The sequence below is a fragment of the Streptococcus mitis genome (assembly GCF_002860865.1).
GTDB classification, from domain to species: Bacteria; Bacillota; Bacilli; order Lactobacillales; family Streptococcaceae; genus Streptococcus; species Streptococcus mitis_AT.
The window spans coordinates 63,204-81,781 of record NZ_PKIE01000003.1 but is presented as its reverse complement, the minus strand read 5'-3'; the positions used below and the strand labels follow the sequence as shown (position 1 = coordinate 81,781).

Sequence of the window (18,578 nt, the reverse complement as noted above, 5' to 3'; positions counted from 1 at the left end):
ATCTTTTTAGCAAAAGAGCTTTAATAAACAAGAAAAACCGAAGTTCTTCTACTCCAGTAAATAGAGTAATAGAACTTCGATTTTATTTTAATTATCCTAAACCAAGACGTTCAAAGATATCATCTACTCGTTTAGTGTAATAAACTGGGTTGAAAATTTCATCGATTTCTTCTTGTGTGAGGCGTGATGTTACTTCTGGATCTGCCTCAAGAAGCGGTTTAAAGTCTACTTGGTTGTCCCAAGAGTAGGCTGTTTTTGGTTGCACAAGGTCATAGGCTTGCTCACGGGTCATGCCTTTTTCAATCAAGGTCAACATGGCACGTTGGCTAAAGATAAGACCAAACGTAGAGTTCATGTTACGGATCATGTTTTCTGGGAAGACTGTCAAATTCTTGACAATATTTCCAAAGCGGTTAAGCATGTAGTCAATCAAAATGGTTGTATCTGGTGTGATGATACGCTCAGCTGATGAGTGTGAAATGTCACGTTCGTGCCAGAGAGCGACGTTCTCATAGGCTGTAAGCATGTGACCACGGATAACACGCGCAAGACCTGTCATGTTCTCAGAACCGATAGGGTTGCGTTTGTGAGGCATTGCCGAAGACCCTTTTTGACCTTTGGCAAAGAACTCTTCCACTTCGCGTTGTTCTGATTTTTGAAGACCACGAATCTCAGTCGCCATACGTTCAATAGAAGTCGCGATGCTGGCAAGAACTGCAAAGTACTCAGCGTGAAGGTCACGAGGAAGGACCTGTGTTGAGATTTCTTGGGCACGGATACCAAGCTTGTCGCAGACATATTTTTCAACAAATGGTGGGATGTTGGCAAAGTTACCAACCGCACCAGAAATCTTGCCAGCTTCCACTCCAGCAGCCGCATGCTCGAAACGCTCGATGTTGCGCTTCATTTCGCTGTACCAAGTTGCCAATTTAAGACCAAAGGTTGTAGGTTCAGCGTGCACACCGTGGGTACGACCCATCATGATGGTGAACTTGTGTTCCTTAGCCTTATCAGCGATGATGTTGGTGAAGTTTTCAAGGTCACGACGGATGATGTCGTTGGCCTGCTTGTAAAGGTAACCGTAGGCCGTGTCCACCACATCAGTAGAAGTCAATCCATAGTGGACCCACTTGCGCTCCTCACCAAGCGTTTCAGAAACCGCACGTGTGAAAGCCACCACATCGTGACGAGTCTCTTGCTCGATCTCCAAAATACGGTCGATGTCAAAGTCCGCCTTCTCGCGGATCAAAGCCACATCTTCCTTAGGGATTTCCCCCAACTCAGCCCATGCCTCATCAGCCAAGATTTCCACCTCAAGCCAAGCACGGTATTTATTTTCTTCACTCCAAATGTTCGCCATTTCAGGGCGAGAGTATCGGTTGATCATTGTTTCCTCCTCTGTTAATTCATATATATTTCGTTAATCTTATTTTCCAGCATTACAGGTATTTGATTATTATTAATCCATTCTAATGCTGCCAGTGGTTTTGAGTTCCCGCTAGGTCTATATCCAAGTACATCTTCAAAATCATTCTCCATACTAATTGTTGAACCCAAGTTTTCATCAAGACACTCTCTAATTGCTCTTGTACTTCTATCAGAAACTGCAATAGCTTCTAAAGACTTCCCTTCTTGATGATCCACATCATAAATTGCAACGTAAGGTATTTTAAATTTATTTAGCAACTTCATATACAGTGGAATATTATCCTTACTTCCACAATTAATTATAGTAAAACTATGCTTATAGATTCCCAACTTCTTTGCAATACTTGGAATGCTAACTGCCTCAGTATCTCCCTCCACTAAGATAACCTTATCAGCAAAAAACAATTCACTTCTTTCAGCATTTATCCAATTTAGATACTTCCACTTATCCCTGTCATTTTCTCGTTGAAAAAGTTCTTCATCACACTTTGAAACTTCAGATTCTCCGCTATCAGTCTTTCTCACAATACAAATTGATTTATACTTTTCTAAATCAATTAAATTATTAGAGTGGGTAGTAACAAAGACCTGGTTTCCCTCAGATAAACTTACTAAATCATCAAATAATTGCTTTTGTGCTTGAGGATGCAGAAACAATTCAGGTTCCTCAAATAAAAAATATTTTGATTTAGAGGCTTGTCTAGTGGAGGTTTCATTTTCGCCAACCTCTTTACTAGATCTTTCAGCTAAAAGTTTAATCAAAGACAGGTAAAATGTACGCTGTAAACCATTCCCCTTATGAGATATATCAGTTTCAACTCCGTCATCAAACAAGATTTCAATATAAGATTTCATAACCTCTGGCACATCCGGAGTCTTGAATTGTATTTTAACTTCTGTTCCCCAGTCTTTGAGTTGATTTGACAAGTCATTTTCTAATTTTGAAATTTCATCTAGATCTTCCTCTTTTTCTACCGAACCATTTCTCTGATTCAATACTGAAATAGCATCTTGCAGATTCTTTACAGCTTGTGAGTAATTTTGATTTACATCAGATAATAGGATTTCATTATATAATTTACCGAACATTGAACTTGCTTTTAAATTTAATTCATCAGAAGTATCTTTCAAGGCCGGAAGATAGTAAACATCACCAAGCAAACCTTGTGCAATATTTGCTTTCCCTAAAAAATTTGACTCTTCTAAAACATAATTCTTTTTAATACCATGAGACCTGATATATTCTTCCCTCAAGCTTTTTAGCTCTTCAACTTGCTTAGTTTTTGAATTGCCCTCAAATTCAGAGGATATCATTTTTTTTAATTTAGAAAGCGGACTATTTTCAAGATCAATATTTTTAAGTAATTTCTTAAATTCATCATCCTCAAGCCACGCATTTTCTTCAGAATATCTCTTAGTATAACCATTATAAGTAGGAGTACCCGACATTTTTACGGTTTTTCTTACTTTCATCTCACAAGCTTCAGTAACATATTTTGCAAATGTCGTTTGCTCTTCATTAGTCAACTCTTTAAATTCGACCTCAACAAATAACTCCTCAGCCCCTTTGAAATAATCATCCTCCTTAATTTTTATTCCGTCAAAGAAGAATAAAAGAGATGATAATAAGTTAGATTTTCCATGATTATTTTGTCCAATAATTATCATTAAATCATTTATACTTATATCTATATCTTTAAAGGACTTCCAATTATGTAATTTTATATTCGAGATTTTCATAATAACTCCAATGTTTCGTTCACAGTTCCCACACCTCATCCGGCACATCACTAAACAAAGTCACATGTCCCATCTTGCGGTTGTACTTCGCTTCTATTTTACCATACATGTGGAGGTGGGCGCTTGGATTTTCTGTGACATATTTTTCAGCAATCTCGACATGTTGACCTAGTACGTTGAGCATAACAGCTGGAGCATGTAGGTAGATAGCTGGCAATGGTGCTCCGAGAATACCGAGAATATGAGTATCAAACTGGGAGAAGTCACAGGCTTCGATTGAGTAGTGTCCTGAATTGTGTGGACGTGGCGCAATTTCATTGACCACGATATCATCAGCTGTCGCAAACATTTCCACGCAAAGGGTGCCAGACAAGTTCAGCTGTTCAGCAATTCGTACTGCCATGGCTTTAGCTTTTTCAGCTAAACTTTCTGAAATACGGGCTGGCACAATGGTTTTTGAAAGAATGTTGTTTCGGTGGATATTTTCCTGAACTGGGAAAACTATCACATCCTTGCCATTTCCTGATACAATAACAGAAATTTCAAGGTCGAAGTTGACAAATTCTTCCAAAACGCAGTCTGCTGAGTCTGCTAGTTCATAGGCTTCTTCCAAGTCTGCTTCTGAACGAATGACCTTTTGCCCATGCCCATCGTAGCCACCAGTCGCAGTCTTTAGGACATAGTTTTTGGACAGGTCAATCTCCGCCAAGTCTTGACTAGAATTCACAACCTTGTAAGGAGCCACAGTGACTTGTGCCTTGTTTAAGAGGAAGTCCTTTTCAAAAATCCGATTTTGAGAAATGCGAAGTAGGTCTGTCCCCTGAGGAAGTTGTCCATCCTTAATGACAGTATCCAAACCGTCAGCATCGACATTTTCAAATTCATAAGTGAGAACATCACAGCGGTCCGCCAGCTGACGAAGGGCATCCACATCGTCATAAGGAGCCACGATGATTTCCGCAACGCGAGAGGCCGGGCAATCCGCCGCAGGATCCAGCGCGATAACCTTGTGACCCATATAGATAGCAGAAATGGCCATCATCTGACCCAGTTGACCACCACCGATAATGCCGATTGTTTTAGATGAGCTCATTTGTAGACTCCTCTGCGATTTTTCCTTGTTCTTCTGCAAAATCTGCCAATGCTGTCGCAACAGTCTGATCCTCTACTGAAAGGAGACGGAGGGCAAAGAGGGCTGCGTTTGTCGCACCAGCTTCACCGATAGCCATTGTCGCAACAGGCACCCCACCCGGCATCTGTACGATGGAGTAGAGCGAGTCCACGCCACTAAGTGCACGTGATTTGACAGGTACCCCGATGACTGGAAGAGTGGTTTTTGCCGCTACCATGCCCGGCAAGTGAGCTGCGCCACCTGCACCTGCGATGATAACCTTGATGCCACGGCTACGGGCCTCTTCTGCATGCTTGAACATGAGATCTGGTGTGCGGTGGGCAGAGACAACTTTCTTTTCGTAAGCAACGCCGAAGCGGTCTAGGACTTCAGCTGTTTTTTGCATGGTTGCCCAGTCGGATTTGGAGCCCATGATGATGGAAATAATTGGTTTAGTCATAATTTTTCCTTTTCTTCTTTTTTGATAATGGTCTTAGGTGGTGGGGACGGAAGCAAACCTTCGGTTTCATTCCTAAACTTTGAGCCTAAGGTCTCAAATTTTCCCCCGACCAGAACAGAATCTGTTCTGGTCTTTTCACCACGGCGACCATTATCGTGTTTGGCGACTACGTCGCCTTTTCTTATATCTTTATCGAATCGCCTTGCTTCCGATATCTGTTCTGTAGAAGAGGCCTTCTGTGTTTTGTTTGTTAAGTTCGCTGTAGATGGTGTTTTGGGATTCTTTGACGGTGTCTGCTGTGGTGACGAGCATATAGACACGTCCGCCATTTGACAGCAGTGCTCTGCTATTTTCCGAAAACTTAGTCCCTGCATAGTAGGTGATGATGTCGCCTTCTGTCTTGGTTGGCAATTCAACACCCTTTTCATATTCTAGCGGGTAACCATTGGATGCGACAACCACACCCAGAGTCACACCCTTGTCAGTCCAGGTGATGTTTGGCTCCTTGCCATCGAGGATATCCGTAATATTTTGTGCAAAGTCAGATGTCAGACGAGGCAAGATAATTTGCGTTTCTGGATCTCCGAAACGAGCGTTAAACTCGATAACCTTAGGTCCATCAGCTGTCAAGATAAGCCCCGCATAAAGAACACCCAGATAAGGGCGACCTTCCTTAATCATCCCCTCTAGGACTGGCTTGACAATAGTCTCAACCGCTGTGGCAACCACGCTCTGTGGCAAGTGTGGAACTGGCGCATAGGCACCCATCCCTCCCGTGTTAGGGCCCTTGTCGCCATCATAGGCACGTTTGTGATCCTGAGCCGTTGGCATAATGTAGAACTTGTCCCCATTGACAAAGGCAAAGAGAGAGAACTCCTCACCGTCGAGGAATTCCTCGATGACCACACGCGCACCTGAGTCACCGAATTTATTGTCCAAAAGCATCTCGTGAGCGGCTTCGACCGCTTGCTCAACCGTCTCAGCAACGACGACACCCTTCCCAAGCGCCAAGCCATCCGCCTTGACGACGATAGGCGCACCCTGCTTTTCGATATAGGCCTTGGCTTCCTCGAAATCTGAGAATGTGCCATAGGCTGCTGTCGGAACGCCATATTTGACCATGATTTCCTTAGCAAAATCTTTGGACCACTCTAGCTCAGCTGCCAATCTTGTCGGACCAAAGGCTTTGAGACCAGCTGCATTAAAATCATCCACGATACCAGCAGCAAGGGCATCATCTGGCCCGATAAATGACCAAGCAATATCGTTGGCTTTTGCAAACTCAATCAATTTAGAATGTTCGGAAATAGAGATATTTACCAATTCCAAACCATCCAAGGTCATCCCGTCATTCCCAGGGGCAACAAAAACCTTTTCTACCTCTTTTGACTCAAGCAACTTCTTAGCAATCGCATGTTCACGACCACCCGAACCGACAACTAACAGCTTCATCTCTCAACCTCTTTGCGAATTATTTACTAACATTATATCACAAACGTTCGTTTTAATCTTGTTTCACTCCGCATTTTTACGCAAAAAAGGAAAGAAACTGTTTTCTTCCCTTTAGCATTCTTAATGTCTAAAATGTCTCACTCCTGTGAAGACCATAGTCAAGCCATACTTGTTCGCTGCTTCAATGGATTCTTGGTCACGGACGGAGCCTCCCGGCTGGATGATGGCCTTAATACCTGCTTTAGCGATTTCTTCCACGTTATCGGCAAATGGGAAGAAGGCATCGGAAGCAAGCACAGCTCCGTCAAGACGATTTTTAGCTTGTTCAATGGCAATACGCACAGAGGCCACACGATTGGTTTGACCCGGGCCAACACCAAGTGTCATGTGGTCGTTGGTCACAATGATACCGTTTGATTTCACGTACTTGATGGCCTTCCAAGCAAATTCAAGAGCAGTTGCTTCTGTCTCAGTTGGTTGGCGTTTGGTCACCACTTGCCAATCGGCTGGGCTTTCCTTGACCACATCTTGGTTTTGCACCAGAAGTCCACCAACTACACCTGTGTATTCTGCTTCCACTTCGCTAGCCTCTTGAGCATCAAATGGCAAGGCAAGGATACGCAAGTTTTTCTTTTTATTGGTCAAAATGTCTAGCGCTTCATCCGTATAGCTTGGTGCAATGATGATTTCAAGGAATACACCATGCATCTTCTCAGCTGTCGCAGCATCCACCTCACGGTTGAGAACGACAATTCCACCGAAGATAGACACTGGATCAGACTCATAAGCGTAGTCCCAAGCAGTCTCAATGTCATTAGCCTGACCGATACCGCACGGGTTCATGTGTTTGAGAGCCACAACGGTTGGACGATCTTTGAAGTCACGGATGATACGAATAGCTGCATCCGCATCGCGGATATTGTTGAATGACAATTCTTTCCCGTTAAGCTGTTTAGCAGATGCAATCGAGTAGTCAGTCGGCAAGGCTTTTTGGTAGAAATATGCATCCTGTTGAGGATTTTCCCCATATCGCATGGCCTGCTTGAGGTCATAAGTCAAAGTGAGCTTTTCAGGTTTGCTTTCACCCACTTGAGTTGTGAAATACTCTGCAATCAAAGCATCATAAGCCGCTGTGTGACGGAAAACCTTGGCTGCCAAACGTTGGCGAGTTTCGTAAGTAGTCTCACCATTTTCTACCAATTCGTCAAGAACCACTGCGTAGTCAGCTGGATCTACCACAACTGTTACGCTAGCATGATTTTTCGCAGCTGAGCGAAGCATAGATGGCCCACCGATATCGATGTTCTCCACTGCATCAGCATAAGTCACATCTGGTTTGAGGATGGTTTCCTTAAATGGGTAAAGGTTAACTACAACAAGATCGATAAGCTCAATCTGATTGTCCTTAGCCGCTTCTAAATGGCTATCCAAATCACGACGAGCGAGGAGTCCACCGTGGATGTTTGGATGAAGTGTCTTAACACGACCGTCCATCATTTCTGGAAAACCAGTCACATCATCAATCGCAATGGTGTCCACACCAGCAGTATCAAGGGCAACCTTGGTTCCACCAGTCGAGATAATCTCCCAACCAAGTTTTTTAAGTTCTTGGGCAAATTCAACAATGCCCACTTTGTCTGAGACGCTGATTAAGGCGCGTTTAGTCATTATATTCTCCTTTTTAATCATTAGTTAAACACCAATTAAATGCAGTAACAGTAAAACAAAATAAGCAAAACCAAGGCTAAGCATACCTAAGATATTGACCCATTTTCTAGTCTGTGATTTGAACACTCTTATAAAAATTTGATAAATCAGTAAGCCTACACAAACACCTAGCGTATTTAAAGCCAAATCCGTTATATCTGTTATACCTATTGCTAAAATATACTGTAAGCACTCAAACAATAAACTAATTAAAAAACCTGTCCCGACTATTTTTAAATTAGATAAATTAGTTTTTATCAGAGGGAAACAAACACCTAATGGAATAAAGGAAATCAGATTAAATAACATTTCAGCAAAAACAATTTTTCCATCTACTATTAGTGGTTCTGAAAATGGAATCCAATTGATGTACCTTGGAGCTAAGAAAAATGCTATAAATTCAGGATTAGTTTCAAACTTAAATAAGATTCCCCAAGTTAATAACATCAGATAGACATAAAATACATATCGAGTTGTTTTTTTAGATTCTAACATTACAAATACCTCCGTTTGAAGCCGTCTTCAACAATCACTGACTCCAATTTTGAATCAAAGATATCATATGAATCATCAATGGCAATGGTGCTCACCCCAGTATTATCAAGGGCAACCTTGGTTCCACCTGTTGAGATGATGTCCCAACCGAGTTTTTTTAAGTTCTTGGGCAAATTCAACAATACCATCTTTGTTTGAGATACTGATTAAAGCTTTTTTCGTCATTCTATTCCTCTTTCTTTAGGTCCAAGCGCATAGCGACTTCATTATTTTCTTCTATAAATTCTGTTTCCTGAAAACCCAAACTAGTCAACAGGTGCTTCATTTTTTCATTTCCAACCACATAATCTGCGATAATATGATTGCAATCGCTATCCATCTGAGCCTTTTTGATCAGAACTTCCACGGCTTTTCGTCCATAACCTCTTCCTTGGTACTGCTGGCCAATCATTATCCGCCAGATAAAGTATTCCGCTTCATCCTTATCTATTTCCAACAGGAGAAAACCAACTACAAGCTCATTCCAATAAATTGCCATTGGAAACACATCCCCATTCTCTCGGTAGAGCCATGCGTCAGCTAAAGAGCGTACATTTGGAGACACGAAACGTGCTCGTTCATCAGCTTCAGATATTTTCAAATCCAGCACTGCCTGAAAACTGCTCTCATCTACTAATTTTATCTCAATCATTTTTTCTCCTAGCAAGATTGCACAATCAAAATTTGATTTACTTCTTATCTTCTCCCTACTCCCAAACATTCCAACACTTCTGGATAGAGCTGATATTCCGCTTCATGAATCCGTTCTTCAAAACTGTCAATGGTATCATCAGCTAATCGTGGTACACGTACTTGTTTGATAACTTTTCCCGTATCCACACCTGAATCCACCCAGTGAATGGTCACACCAGACTGATCCACACCAGCATTCCAAGCATCCTCAATCCCATGAGCTCCTGGAAATTCTGGCAAGTAGGCTGGATGAATGTTGATAATCCGACCTTCATAAGCCGCCAATAAGGTTGGCCCAACGATTTTCATGTAGCCTGCTAGACAAACCAAGTCAATCTGGTGTTCTTCCAAGAGTTCGACAAGGGCCGCTTCGTAGTCTACCTTGCTCTCAAACTCCTTGAGTTCAAAAGCATAGGACAGAACACCGAGCTTGTCTGCACGCTCGAGCACATAGGCGTCACGATGGTCTGAAAAGACAAACTCAACCGGAAATTCTTCGGCAATCACCTGAAAATTCGAGCCATTGCCTGAGGCAAAAACCGCTATTTTTTTCATTTGATGATGACACTTTCGTTTTCTTTCTTGACGATGCGACCAATTTCATAGACTGGTTCATCCAGCAATTCTTTGACACTACCTACATTTTCAGGGCTAACTGCCAGCATGAGTCCCACACCCATATTGAAGATTTCAAACATTTCTTCATGTTTGATTTTACCATATTTTTCAAGGACTTTGAAAATTGGAAGCACGGGAACCTTGTCTTCCTCAATCTCAGCAGCCAAGTCAGCTGCAAACATACGAGGGACATTTTCGATAAAGCCACCACCAGTGATGTGGGCAATACCGTTGACCAACTCTTCCTTGATGAGTGGCAAAACAGCTTTGACATAGATACGAGTCGGCTCAAGAAGAACTTCCTTGAGTTGCTTGCCTTCCAATTCTGGCAAGATTTCCTCACCTGTGTAATCCGCAAAGACACGACGGACAAGAGAGTAACCATTGGAATGAATCCCACTTGAAGCAAGTCCAAGAAGAACATCTCCTTCTGCCACCTTTGAACCGTCAATGATTTGAGATTTTTCAGCCACACCAACCGCAAAACCAGCCAAGTCATAGTCATCTTCGCCGTACATGCCAGGCATTTCAGCCGTTTCCCCACCAATGAGGGCAGCGCCTGCCTGCACACAACCTTCTGCCACACCAGCGACAACTTGTTCTAGCTTAGCTGGTTCATTCTTCCCTGTCGCTACGTAGTCAAGGAAATAGAGGGGCTCCGCACCTGCAGCAATGATATCATTGACACACATGGCCACACAGTCCTGCCCAATCGTGTCATGCTTGTCGTACTTGATAGCCAACATGAGCTTGGTTCCGACACCATCAGTTCCTGAAATCAAGACGGGTTCTTTAACCCCAGTCTTTGAAAGGTCAAACATACCACCAAAGCCACCCAGAGCTCCCATGACACCTGCACGCTCCGTACGAGCCACGTGCTTTTTGATTCGTTCAACAACTTCATAACCCGCTTCAACATCCACACCAGATTGAGCGTACGCATTTTTATTTGCCATTTTTATGTTCCTTTTCTTTGAGAAAGATTGCGACGTATTTTTAGATAAACAATTATTTTATCTAATACTCAATGAAAATCAAAGAGCAAACTAGGAAGCTAGCCGCAGGCTGTACTTGGGTACGGCAAGGTGAAGCTGACGTGGTTTGAATTTGATTTTCGAAAAGTATAAAAATACTAGTCAGGGTTCTAGCTTTGCCCCATAGGACAAAGCGTCTACTGACAAATGCTTTAGCTTTTAGTCAGTAGCGAGACGTGAAGCATAAGCATAAGCATTTTTTGTCATTTTTATATTCCTTTTCTTTAATGGAGAATCTGTCATCTATTTGTAAAAACTGGTCTTTTCTTCCAAACTTCTACGATAGTCTTCTTCGTAGTCGTAGAGAGGTGTTGGGTAGTCACCGTCAAAGTAAGCGACACAGAGACCACCATTTGGCGCATCCGTTTCAATCCCAATCGAATCAATCAATCCTTCAACAGAAAGATAAGTCAGACTGTCCGCACCAATGATTTGACGCGTTTCTTCAACAGTATGATTGGCCGCAATTAGCTCCTGACGGGTCTGGATATCAATCCCGTAGAAACATGGATAAGCTAGCGCTGGACTACCAATAGCAACGTGAACCTCAGTTGCACCCGCTTCTTTCAAGAGCTGAACGATCCGACGAGAGGTTGTTCCACGTACAATAGAGTCATCAATCATAACAACACGCTTGCCTTTGACAACACCTGAAACAGCAGAGAGTTTCATCCGTACCCCTTGCTCACGCAATTCTTGAGTCGGTTGGATAAAGGTACGTTGGGTGTATTGGTTCTTGATAAGACCCATTTCATTTGGCAAACCAGATTCTTCCGCAAATCCCATGGCTGCGCTTAGGGAGGAATTTGGCACACCGACCACAATATCTGCCTCATGCTTGAATTCACGCGCCAATTGCGCACCCATACGTTTGCGAGCCGTATGGACATTGACACCGTGGATATTAGAATCAGGGCGAGCAAAATAGATATACTCCATAGAACAAATCGCGAGCTGGGTATCGTCTGTATAGCTGTCATACTGGATGCCCTTGTCATCAATGATCACAATCTCACCTGGCTTCAAATCACGAATCCATTCAACACCAATGACCTCAAAAGCACAGGTCTCAGAGGAAACAACCACCGCTCCGTTGGCCATTTTCCCGATAGAAAGCGGACGGAAACCATTGGGGTCAAGAGCCGCAATCAACTTGTCCTCAAACAGCAAGATATAGGCAAATCCACCTTTAACTAGGCTGAGTGCCTCCTTGATTTTGCCCATCAAGTTCGGATTGTGACTCCGACGAATGAGGTGAGCCAAGATTTCCGAGTCCGAAGTCGCGCTGAAAATCGCTCCTCTTTGTTCCAGTTCTTTCTTGAGAGAGGCTGCATTGGTCAGATTTCCATTATGAGCCAAACCAAACTGCATATCGTGAAAACGGAAGAGGAAAGGCTGGATATTATCTACAGAAGCTTCGCCAGCAGTCGCATAACGCACATGCCCAATCGCACCAGTTCCTGTCAATTTATCTAAGTTAGCAGGATTTCTGAAGACTTCTGATAGAAGACCCATGTCACGATGGCGCTTCAATTGCCCCTGATCATTGGAGAGGATTCCTGCCCCCTCCTGACCACGGTGTTGAAGACTGTGGAGACCAAAATAGGTCAACTTAGCAGCATCTGGATGTCCCCAGATACCGAAAACACCACATTCTTCATTAAGAGATTTTACTTCGTATGTCATTTTATATACCTAATTTTTATTTGTGTAGCACCAAGAGCTAAATCTACATGACTTTTACATTACTGATACTATCTATTAGAAAATCTGTAAGTCTTATTTTCCAGTAAAGTATTTAACCGCCGACGCAAACAGGTGCTGGTCTTTATTGCCTGGGATGTTTTGGAAAAGACCGTCTTCATAACGTTCTGAGTGTCCCATCTTACCGATGATTTGGCCGTTCTTGCTGGTAATTCCTTCAATGGCATGGACGGAACCATTCGGATTGTACTTAGAATCCATACTTGGTTTGCCGTCAAAATCAACGTATTGGCTGAAAATTTGGCCATTGTCACGGAGCTCTGCAAATTCTTCAGCCGTCACGACAAATTTCCCTTCACCGTGCGATACTGGGATGGCATGGATATCGCCCACTTGCACGCCAGCCAACCATGGCGAGTTGGTATTGGCAATACGGGTTTCCACCATCTTGGCCACGTGTTGGTTGGCATCATTGTAGAAGAGGGTTGGACTAGTACTAGTAGCATCCTCGAAATTTCCGTATGGAAGAAGACCTGATTTGACCAAGGCCTGGAACCCATTACAGATACCGATAATCAAGCCACCACGAGCGATAAAGCTATCAATAGCTGCACGCACTTTTTCATTAAGCAGGATATTGACAATAAACTTAGCTGAACCATCTGGTTCGTCCGCAGCTGAGAAGCCACCTGCAAAGAAGAGAATGTTAGCCTTACCGATGTTGTCAACCATAGTTTCAACTGACTTGACAATGGCTTCTTCATTCAAGGTCACAAATGGCACCAAGTTGACCTCTGCACCTTCTTTTTCAAAGGCCTTAGCTGAGTCATACTCTGAGTTGGTTCCTGGGAAGACTGGGATATAAACCACCGGTTTTTCAACCTTTTCTTTGGCTTTAATCACAACATCTGATGCCACAGCTGGTACTTCAGCCAGTTCTTTGGCTTGGGCAAACTCTGTTGGGTAAACTTCTTCCAGTTTACCTTGGAAGGCACTGTCAAGTTTCTGTCCATCTAGCTTCACACCGTTGACAAGGAGTGTAAAGTCTGCACTTGTTTGTCCAATCTTCTCTACTCCAGCAATTTCTTCAGGCGATGTAAAGACAAATCCACCCAATTGTGCTGTCAAAGAACTTTCAAGTTCAGGCAAGATCACCTCTGCACCGATATGGTTCCCAAATGTTGCAAGGGCAAGAGCTTCAAGGATACCACCATATTTGACCGCTGATGCAGATGTCACTTTGTGACCAGCTTGGATGTCTTCAAACTGAGCAAAGTTAGACTTAATCAAGTCAAAATCAATCTCTGCAGCAAGAGCTTGACCTGGGATGTAATAGATGTTTTCACCAGCATTCTTGAACTCTGACGAAAGCACCTTACGGCTATCTGCCGTCGTCACCCCAAAGGCTACCAAAGTTGGTGGCACAGTTAATTCTTCAAAGGTACCAGACATAGAGTCCTTCCCACCGATAGATGGCAAACCAAGCTGAATCTGAGCTTCGATAGAGCCTAGGAGAGCTGCTACTGGCTGACCAAAACGCTCAGCTTGTTTGTCCATGCGTTCGAAATACTCTTGGTAAGAGAAACGAGCCTTAGACCAGTTGGCACCAGCAGCCACCAAACGAGCAGTCGCTTCAATAACCGCATAAGCAGCACCGTGGTATGGAGACCATTCTGCTACATAAGGGTTGAAACCTTGAGCCATGACTGACGCAGTATGAGTCACACCGTGTTGAACTGGCAATTTCTGCACAGATGCCTCAGTTGGTGTGAGTTGGTAACGACCACCAAGTGGGTGATTGACCGTTGAGCGTCCAACAGAGCAGTCAAAGATAGTCTGTAATCCTTTTTGACTCGCATGATTCAAATCAGATAGAACCGCAAGAGTATCAACTTCAAGTGTGTTAGCAGATGTTTGACGTTCTTCTGGAAGCTTGACATCCTTGTCCACAACTTTGGCATCAACGACCACGCGCACACCATTGGTATCAAGGAAACGACGCTCCAAGTCGACAATGGTTTCACCATTCCAGTGCATGACTAGATTTGGTTTTTCAGTCACTGTCGCCACCACAACAGCATCAATATTCTCTTTGTTACATTCAGCAACGAAGGCATCTACATCCTCAGGACGAACCACCACAGCCATCCGTTCTTGTGATTCAGAGATGGCAATTTCTGTACCATTCAAGCCTTGGTATTTAAGAGGCACTTTATTAAGGTCGATTTCAAGACCATCTGCCAATTCACCAATAGCCACACAGACACCACCAGCACCAAAGTCATTTGATTTTTTGATCAGACGAGTGACATCGCCATTACGGAAGAGGCGCTGAATCTTGCGTTCTTCGATGGCATTTCCTTTTTGAACCTCAGCACCAGCAGTTTCCACAGACTCAACCGTTTGAACCTTAGAAGAGCCCGTCGCACCACCGACACCATCACGTCCAGTCTTACCACCGAGCAAGATAATCACATCACCAGCTTCCGGTTTTTCACGGACAACATTGCCCTTGGGAGCCGCACCAACAACTGCACCTAGCTCCATACGTTTAGCTACAAAACCTGGGTGGAAGTATTCACGAACGTAGGTCGTCGCCAGACCAATCTGGTTCCCATACGAAGAATAACCATGAGCCGCTGTCTTAGAAATGACCTGTTGTGGCAGTTTCCCAGCACGCGTTTCCGAAATCGGTGCGGTAATATCTCCAGCACCTGAGATACGCATAGCTTGATAAACATATGAGCGACCTGACAATGGGTCACGAATAGCACCACCTATACAAGTAGCCGCTCCACCAAATGGCTCAATTTCCGTTGGGTGGTTGTGAGTTTCATTCTTGAACATTAGGAGCCATGGCTCTTTCACACCATCAACATCCACTTCGATTTCTACTGAGCAAGCATTGATTTCGTCTGACACTTCCATATCGTCCAAACGACCATTAGCACGCTCATAACGACCAAAAATAGTCGCCATATCCATCAGGGTTTGTGGCTTTTCAGACCGACCTAGTTCCTCACGCATGGCAATATACTTGTCATAAGTCGCCTGTAATTGTTTTTGGAATTTGGAAGCTGAAAAGTCGATGTGTTTCAACTCTGTCTCGAAAGTCGTGTGACGGCAGTGGTCAGACCAGTAAGTATCCAAAACCTTGAGCTCTGTTTCCGTCGGCACGCGCCCTATTGACTTAAAGTAATCTTGGATAAAGAGCAAATCATCCACTTCCATTGCCATCCCTTGTTCGGCCTTGTAGCGGGCAAAGTCTTCTGCTGTATAGCTTTCAAAGAAAGTCAATTTCGGAATGGTCTTGTCCGACTCTGAAAATTCCTGCTTGGCAATCCCAGTCATGATATCCTTGAAACGAGAATCAACTGGATTGAGCAGGTAGTTCTTGATCGCTTCCAACTCAGTCACATCAATATCTTTATTGACCAAGTAAAGTTGAGCGGTATTAACCGTCACATCACTCGAACTTCCCAGCAAAAGCAAGGCTTCCTGTGAAGAAGCTGCACGCTGGTCAAATTGCCCTGGCAAACTTTCAATGGCAAAGAATGCATAATTGGCAAGGTCTGCCTGCACAGTCGCTTCATCCAAGACATGATCTGTCACCTGCTCAGAGAAGATGTGTTTCTCTGCAGGCGCAAACAAGTCCTCAGCCAAATCAAAGACATCATAAACTTGCACAATGCGAATACTTTTTAAGCTTGAAAGCCCCAAGTTATGCTGGAGTTCTCTAACCAAACTCTCTGACTTGACCTGAAAATCAGCCTTTTTTTCAACAAAAATACGTTTATCCATCAATTCTTATTCCTTTATTTCAGCTCTTGCAATGTTCCCAAATAGCCTTGAGATTGTTATTTCAATTCCTGCAACTTTTCCCAGACAATCTCATAAACATCTGTCAGTTCTCCCAATCCTCTACGGAAAACATCCTTATCCATGTGGTTGCCATCCGCATCCCACAAACGGCAGTTATCTGGTGAAAATTCATCTGCCAAGATAATCTTACCATCCTTGTCAAAACCGAACTCTAGCTTAAAGTCAATCAATTTGAGACCAATCTCAGCAAACCAGACTTTCAAGATTTCATTGATACGACGCGTTTCTTCCTTCAAGTAGGCAATCTGCTGGTCATCCGCAATCTGTAGGAATTTCACATGTTCGTCATTGATAAATGGATCATCCAAATCATCATTTTTGTAGTAAAATTCGACAATCGGAGTATCCAAGACGATACCTTCATCTACGCCAAAACGTTTTGAAAAAGAACCAGCCGTGTAGTTGCGAAGCACGACTTCCAAAGGAATAATCTCAACTTTTTTATTGAGTTGTTCCGTGTCTGAAAGTTTCTCCACAAAGTGAGTCGCCACACCAGCCGCATTTAATTTCTCAAAAATAAAAGATGAAATCTGATTATTCAACACTCCTTTACCCGCAATCTGCTCCTTCTTGACGCCGTTGAAAGCAGTCGCCTGATCCTTGTAAGTTGAAATAATAAGATTTTCATCCTCAGTTGTATAGATATTTTTAGCTTTTCCCGAATAGATCAATTGTTTTGACATTGTAAAGTTCGCCTTTCGTATTACTTGAGCACATTCTACCATAAAAAACCAAAAAATACAAGAATTTAAACGAACGAAAATAAGATGAGTTTCAAAAATCGTAAAGAAAAAACTGCAAGAAGAATCTTTCCCACAGTTTTAAAATCATTTATCTCTAAAAAAACACGAACATTATTCTTTGTTCAAAAATTGATCCAAATAATAACGTAGATAACTTTTCTTGCCTGTAATCATCTGTAGACGACCTTCCACCCCATACCGAAGTTTTTCTGCCTGCTCAGCAGTCAGATTAGTCTCCGCCTCGATTTTAAAGAAATTCCCTTTCTCAGTCTTAGTAGCTGTCGCATCAATACTTGTAATAGTAGAATCTAGGAAAATTTGATTCTTGGCATCATGAGTCGTAGTATAGCGAATAGAATCACCGACCTTGACTCTTGCTACATCTTTTGAACTAAGATAGGCTGTAAGTTTGGCTTTCCCTTCTTTTTCCAAGGACGGATAGAGTTGGGCTAGTAGGGCACCTTCTGCTACCATGGTAGAATCAATGGTCTCAGGATTAAGGTGAAGCACCCCATCCTCACTCGCCATAATTTTCCCCTTGTCTAAAAGATTGCCTTGAACCTTCTTACCTGATTCCACCTCCAAGATTTTCTGGTCTAGAAGGGTCAATTCCTGACCAACCTTAGCCAAGTGTTGTGATTTAAGAGATTCCAATTGACTGCTTAAACCAGACGCATAGGCTTGCTGGGTACCTGAACCTGCATACTGGACACGATAAGTAGCAAGACTGGATTCTAACTGAGAAAGCTGCGCTTCAACCTGCGCAACAGCCTGAGCCTTAACTTGCGGATTTTCCTCCCCCTGAGACTTATAGGACTGGTAAAGAGAGTAGGCTAGATTCTGACTGGCCAAGGAAGCACCTGTTTCAATAGCTGACTTAGCTGTCTGGTAATCGCGAATTTTAGCCTCTGTTTGACTGATGAGATTGCCGATTTCGGCTTGAGTTTGGCTAGCTGCTTCATTCTGGGACGCGATGGTCTCGTTTTGTTGCGATGTACTAGCCCTAAGACTGCCTGCTTGACTGATGTAGTCACGAAAGGTGGCTTGGTAGCCAAACTTATCCTCCTCTGGAAAGTAATCCGTCCCTTCTTGCAGGCTCTTTTGCAAATACTCCAATTGCTTTTTTTGATCCTTGAGCATGTCCAACTGACTGGCATAAGCCTCCGCTTGAACACCTTCTGTCCCTTCCTGATATTGAAGCAGAAGATCCCCTTTCTTAACCAGCTTATTTTCTTCCAAATGATTGACAAGAATGCGATTGTTGCTAGTTGACTGGATATTTGCAAGGATACGACTAGGCTCAACAGTAGCCCGAGTTGACAAACTCATCTCCTTCTCTGCAAATATTGCAAAGCCAAGCAAAAACACGAGCAGAAGGGACATGGGGACAATCACCCGACTGGAAAAATTATGATAACGACGATTATAAAACTCCGCACTTTCTAAAAATTCTGGTTTCATCCTCTCCTCTT

The 18,578-nt window shown here is 43.2% G+C and carries 14 protein-coding genes and 1 pseudogene; all 15 read right to left on the bottom strand.

Annotated features, from left to right (window positions below; all coding sequences use genetic code 11):
- Positions 1-91: 91 nt before the first annotated feature.
- Positions 92-1,387 carry an adenylosuccinate lyase gene (gene purB / locus CYK18_RS06440; RefSeq protein ID WP_101785696.1) on the bottom strand — a complete coding sequence of 432 codons (1,296 nt, stop codon included), beginning with the start codon at positions 1,385-1,387 and terminating at the stop codon, positions 92-94.
- A gap of 14 nt (positions 1,388-1,401) precedes the next feature.
- Complete coding sequence (locus CYK18_RS06435) at positions 1,402-3,168, bottom strand: AAA family ATPase (protein ID WP_180948018.1); 1,767 nt, start codon at positions 3,166-3,168, stop codon at positions 1,402-1,404.
- Positions 3,169-3,187: 19 nt separating this feature from the next.
- Positions 3,188-4,261 carry a 5-(carboxyamino)imidazole ribonucleotide synthase gene (gene purK / locus CYK18_RS06430; RefSeq protein WP_101785692.1) on the bottom strand — a complete coding sequence of 358 codons (1,074 nt, stop codon included), beginning with the start codon at positions 4,259-4,261 and terminating at the stop codon, positions 3,188-3,190.
- A complete protein-coding gene (gene purE / locus CYK18_RS06425; RefSeq protein ID WP_101785690.1) occupies positions 4,248-4,739 on the bottom strand; it encodes a 5-(carboxyamino)imidazole ribonucleotide mutase in 492 nt (163 codons plus the stop codon). The genes purK and purE overlap by 14 nt, the downstream gene beginning before the upstream one ends.
- A gap of 189 nt (positions 4,740-4,928) precedes the next feature.
- Entirely contained in the window at positions 4,929-6,191 is a 1,263-nt protein-coding gene (gene purD / locus CYK18_RS06420) for a phosphoribosylamine--glycine ligase (protein ID WP_101785688.1), read from the bottom strand.
- Between the two features lie 120 nt (positions 6,192-6,311).
- Positions 6,312-7,859, bottom strand: a complete 1,548-nt coding sequence (purH, locus tag CYK18_RS06415; protein WP_101785686.1) for a bifunctional phosphoribosylaminoimidazolecarboxamide formyltransferase/IMP cyclohydrolase — start codon at positions 7,857-7,859, stop codon at positions 6,312-6,314.
- Between the two features lie 24 nt (positions 7,860-7,883).
- Positions 7,884-8,393 (bottom strand): VanZ family protein, encoded by a 510-nt coding sequence (locus CYK18_RS06410; protein ID WP_060805150.1) that lies wholly within the window; start codon positions 8,391-8,393, stop codon positions 7,884-7,886.
- Between the two features lie 71 nt (positions 8,394-8,464).
- A pseudogene (locus CYK18_RS06405) lies at positions 8,465-8,618 on the bottom strand (bifunctional phosphoribosylaminoimidazolecarboxamide formyltransferase/IMP cyclohydrolase); the annotation flags it as partial.
- A gap of 1 nt (position 8,619) precedes the next feature.
- Positions 8,620-9,084, bottom strand: a complete 465-nt coding sequence (locus CYK18_RS06400) for a GNAT family N-acetyltransferase (protein WP_101785683.1) — start codon at positions 9,082-9,084, stop codon at positions 8,620-8,622.
- A gap of 44 nt (positions 9,085-9,128) precedes the next feature.
- Positions 9,129-9,680 carry a phosphoribosylglycinamide formyltransferase gene (gene purN / locus CYK18_RS06395; protein ID WP_101785681.1) on the bottom strand — a complete coding sequence of 184 codons (552 nt, stop codon included), beginning with the start codon at positions 9,678-9,680 and terminating at the stop codon, positions 9,129-9,131.
- Entirely contained in the window at positions 9,677-10,699 is a 1,023-nt protein-coding gene (gene purM / locus CYK18_RS06390; RefSeq protein ID WP_101785679.1) for a phosphoribosylformylglycinamidine cyclo-ligase, read from the bottom strand. The genes purN and purM overlap by 4 nt, the downstream gene beginning before the upstream one ends.
- 321 nt (positions 10,700-11,020) lie before the next feature.
- Entirely contained in the window at positions 11,021-12,463 is a 1,443-nt protein-coding gene (gene purF, locus CYK18_RS06385) for an amidophosphoribosyltransferase (protein ID WP_101785678.1), read from the bottom strand.
- 93 nt (positions 12,464-12,556) lie between these two features.
- Positions 12,557-16,282, bottom strand: coding sequence for a phosphoribosylformylglycinamidine synthase (locus tag CYK18_RS06380; protein ID WP_101785677.1), 3,726 nt, complete (start codon positions 16,280-16,282; stop codon positions 12,557-12,559).
- A gap of 56 nt (positions 16,283-16,338) precedes the next feature.
- Positions 16,339-17,046 (bottom strand): phosphoribosylaminoimidazolesuccinocarboxamide synthase, encoded by a 708-nt coding sequence (gene purC, locus CYK18_RS06375; RefSeq protein WP_049539052.1) that lies wholly within the window; start codon positions 17,044-17,046, stop codon positions 16,339-16,341.
- Positions 17,047-17,217: 171 nt separating this feature from the next.
- The gene (gene comB, locus CYK18_RS06370) at positions 17,218-18,567 is read right to left on the bottom strand and encodes a competence pheromone export protein ComB (protein ID WP_049539054.1); all 1,350 of its coding nucleotides are present in this window, start codon (positions 18,565-18,567) and stop codon (positions 17,218-17,220) included.
- Positions 18,568-18,578 lie beyond the last annotated feature (11 nt).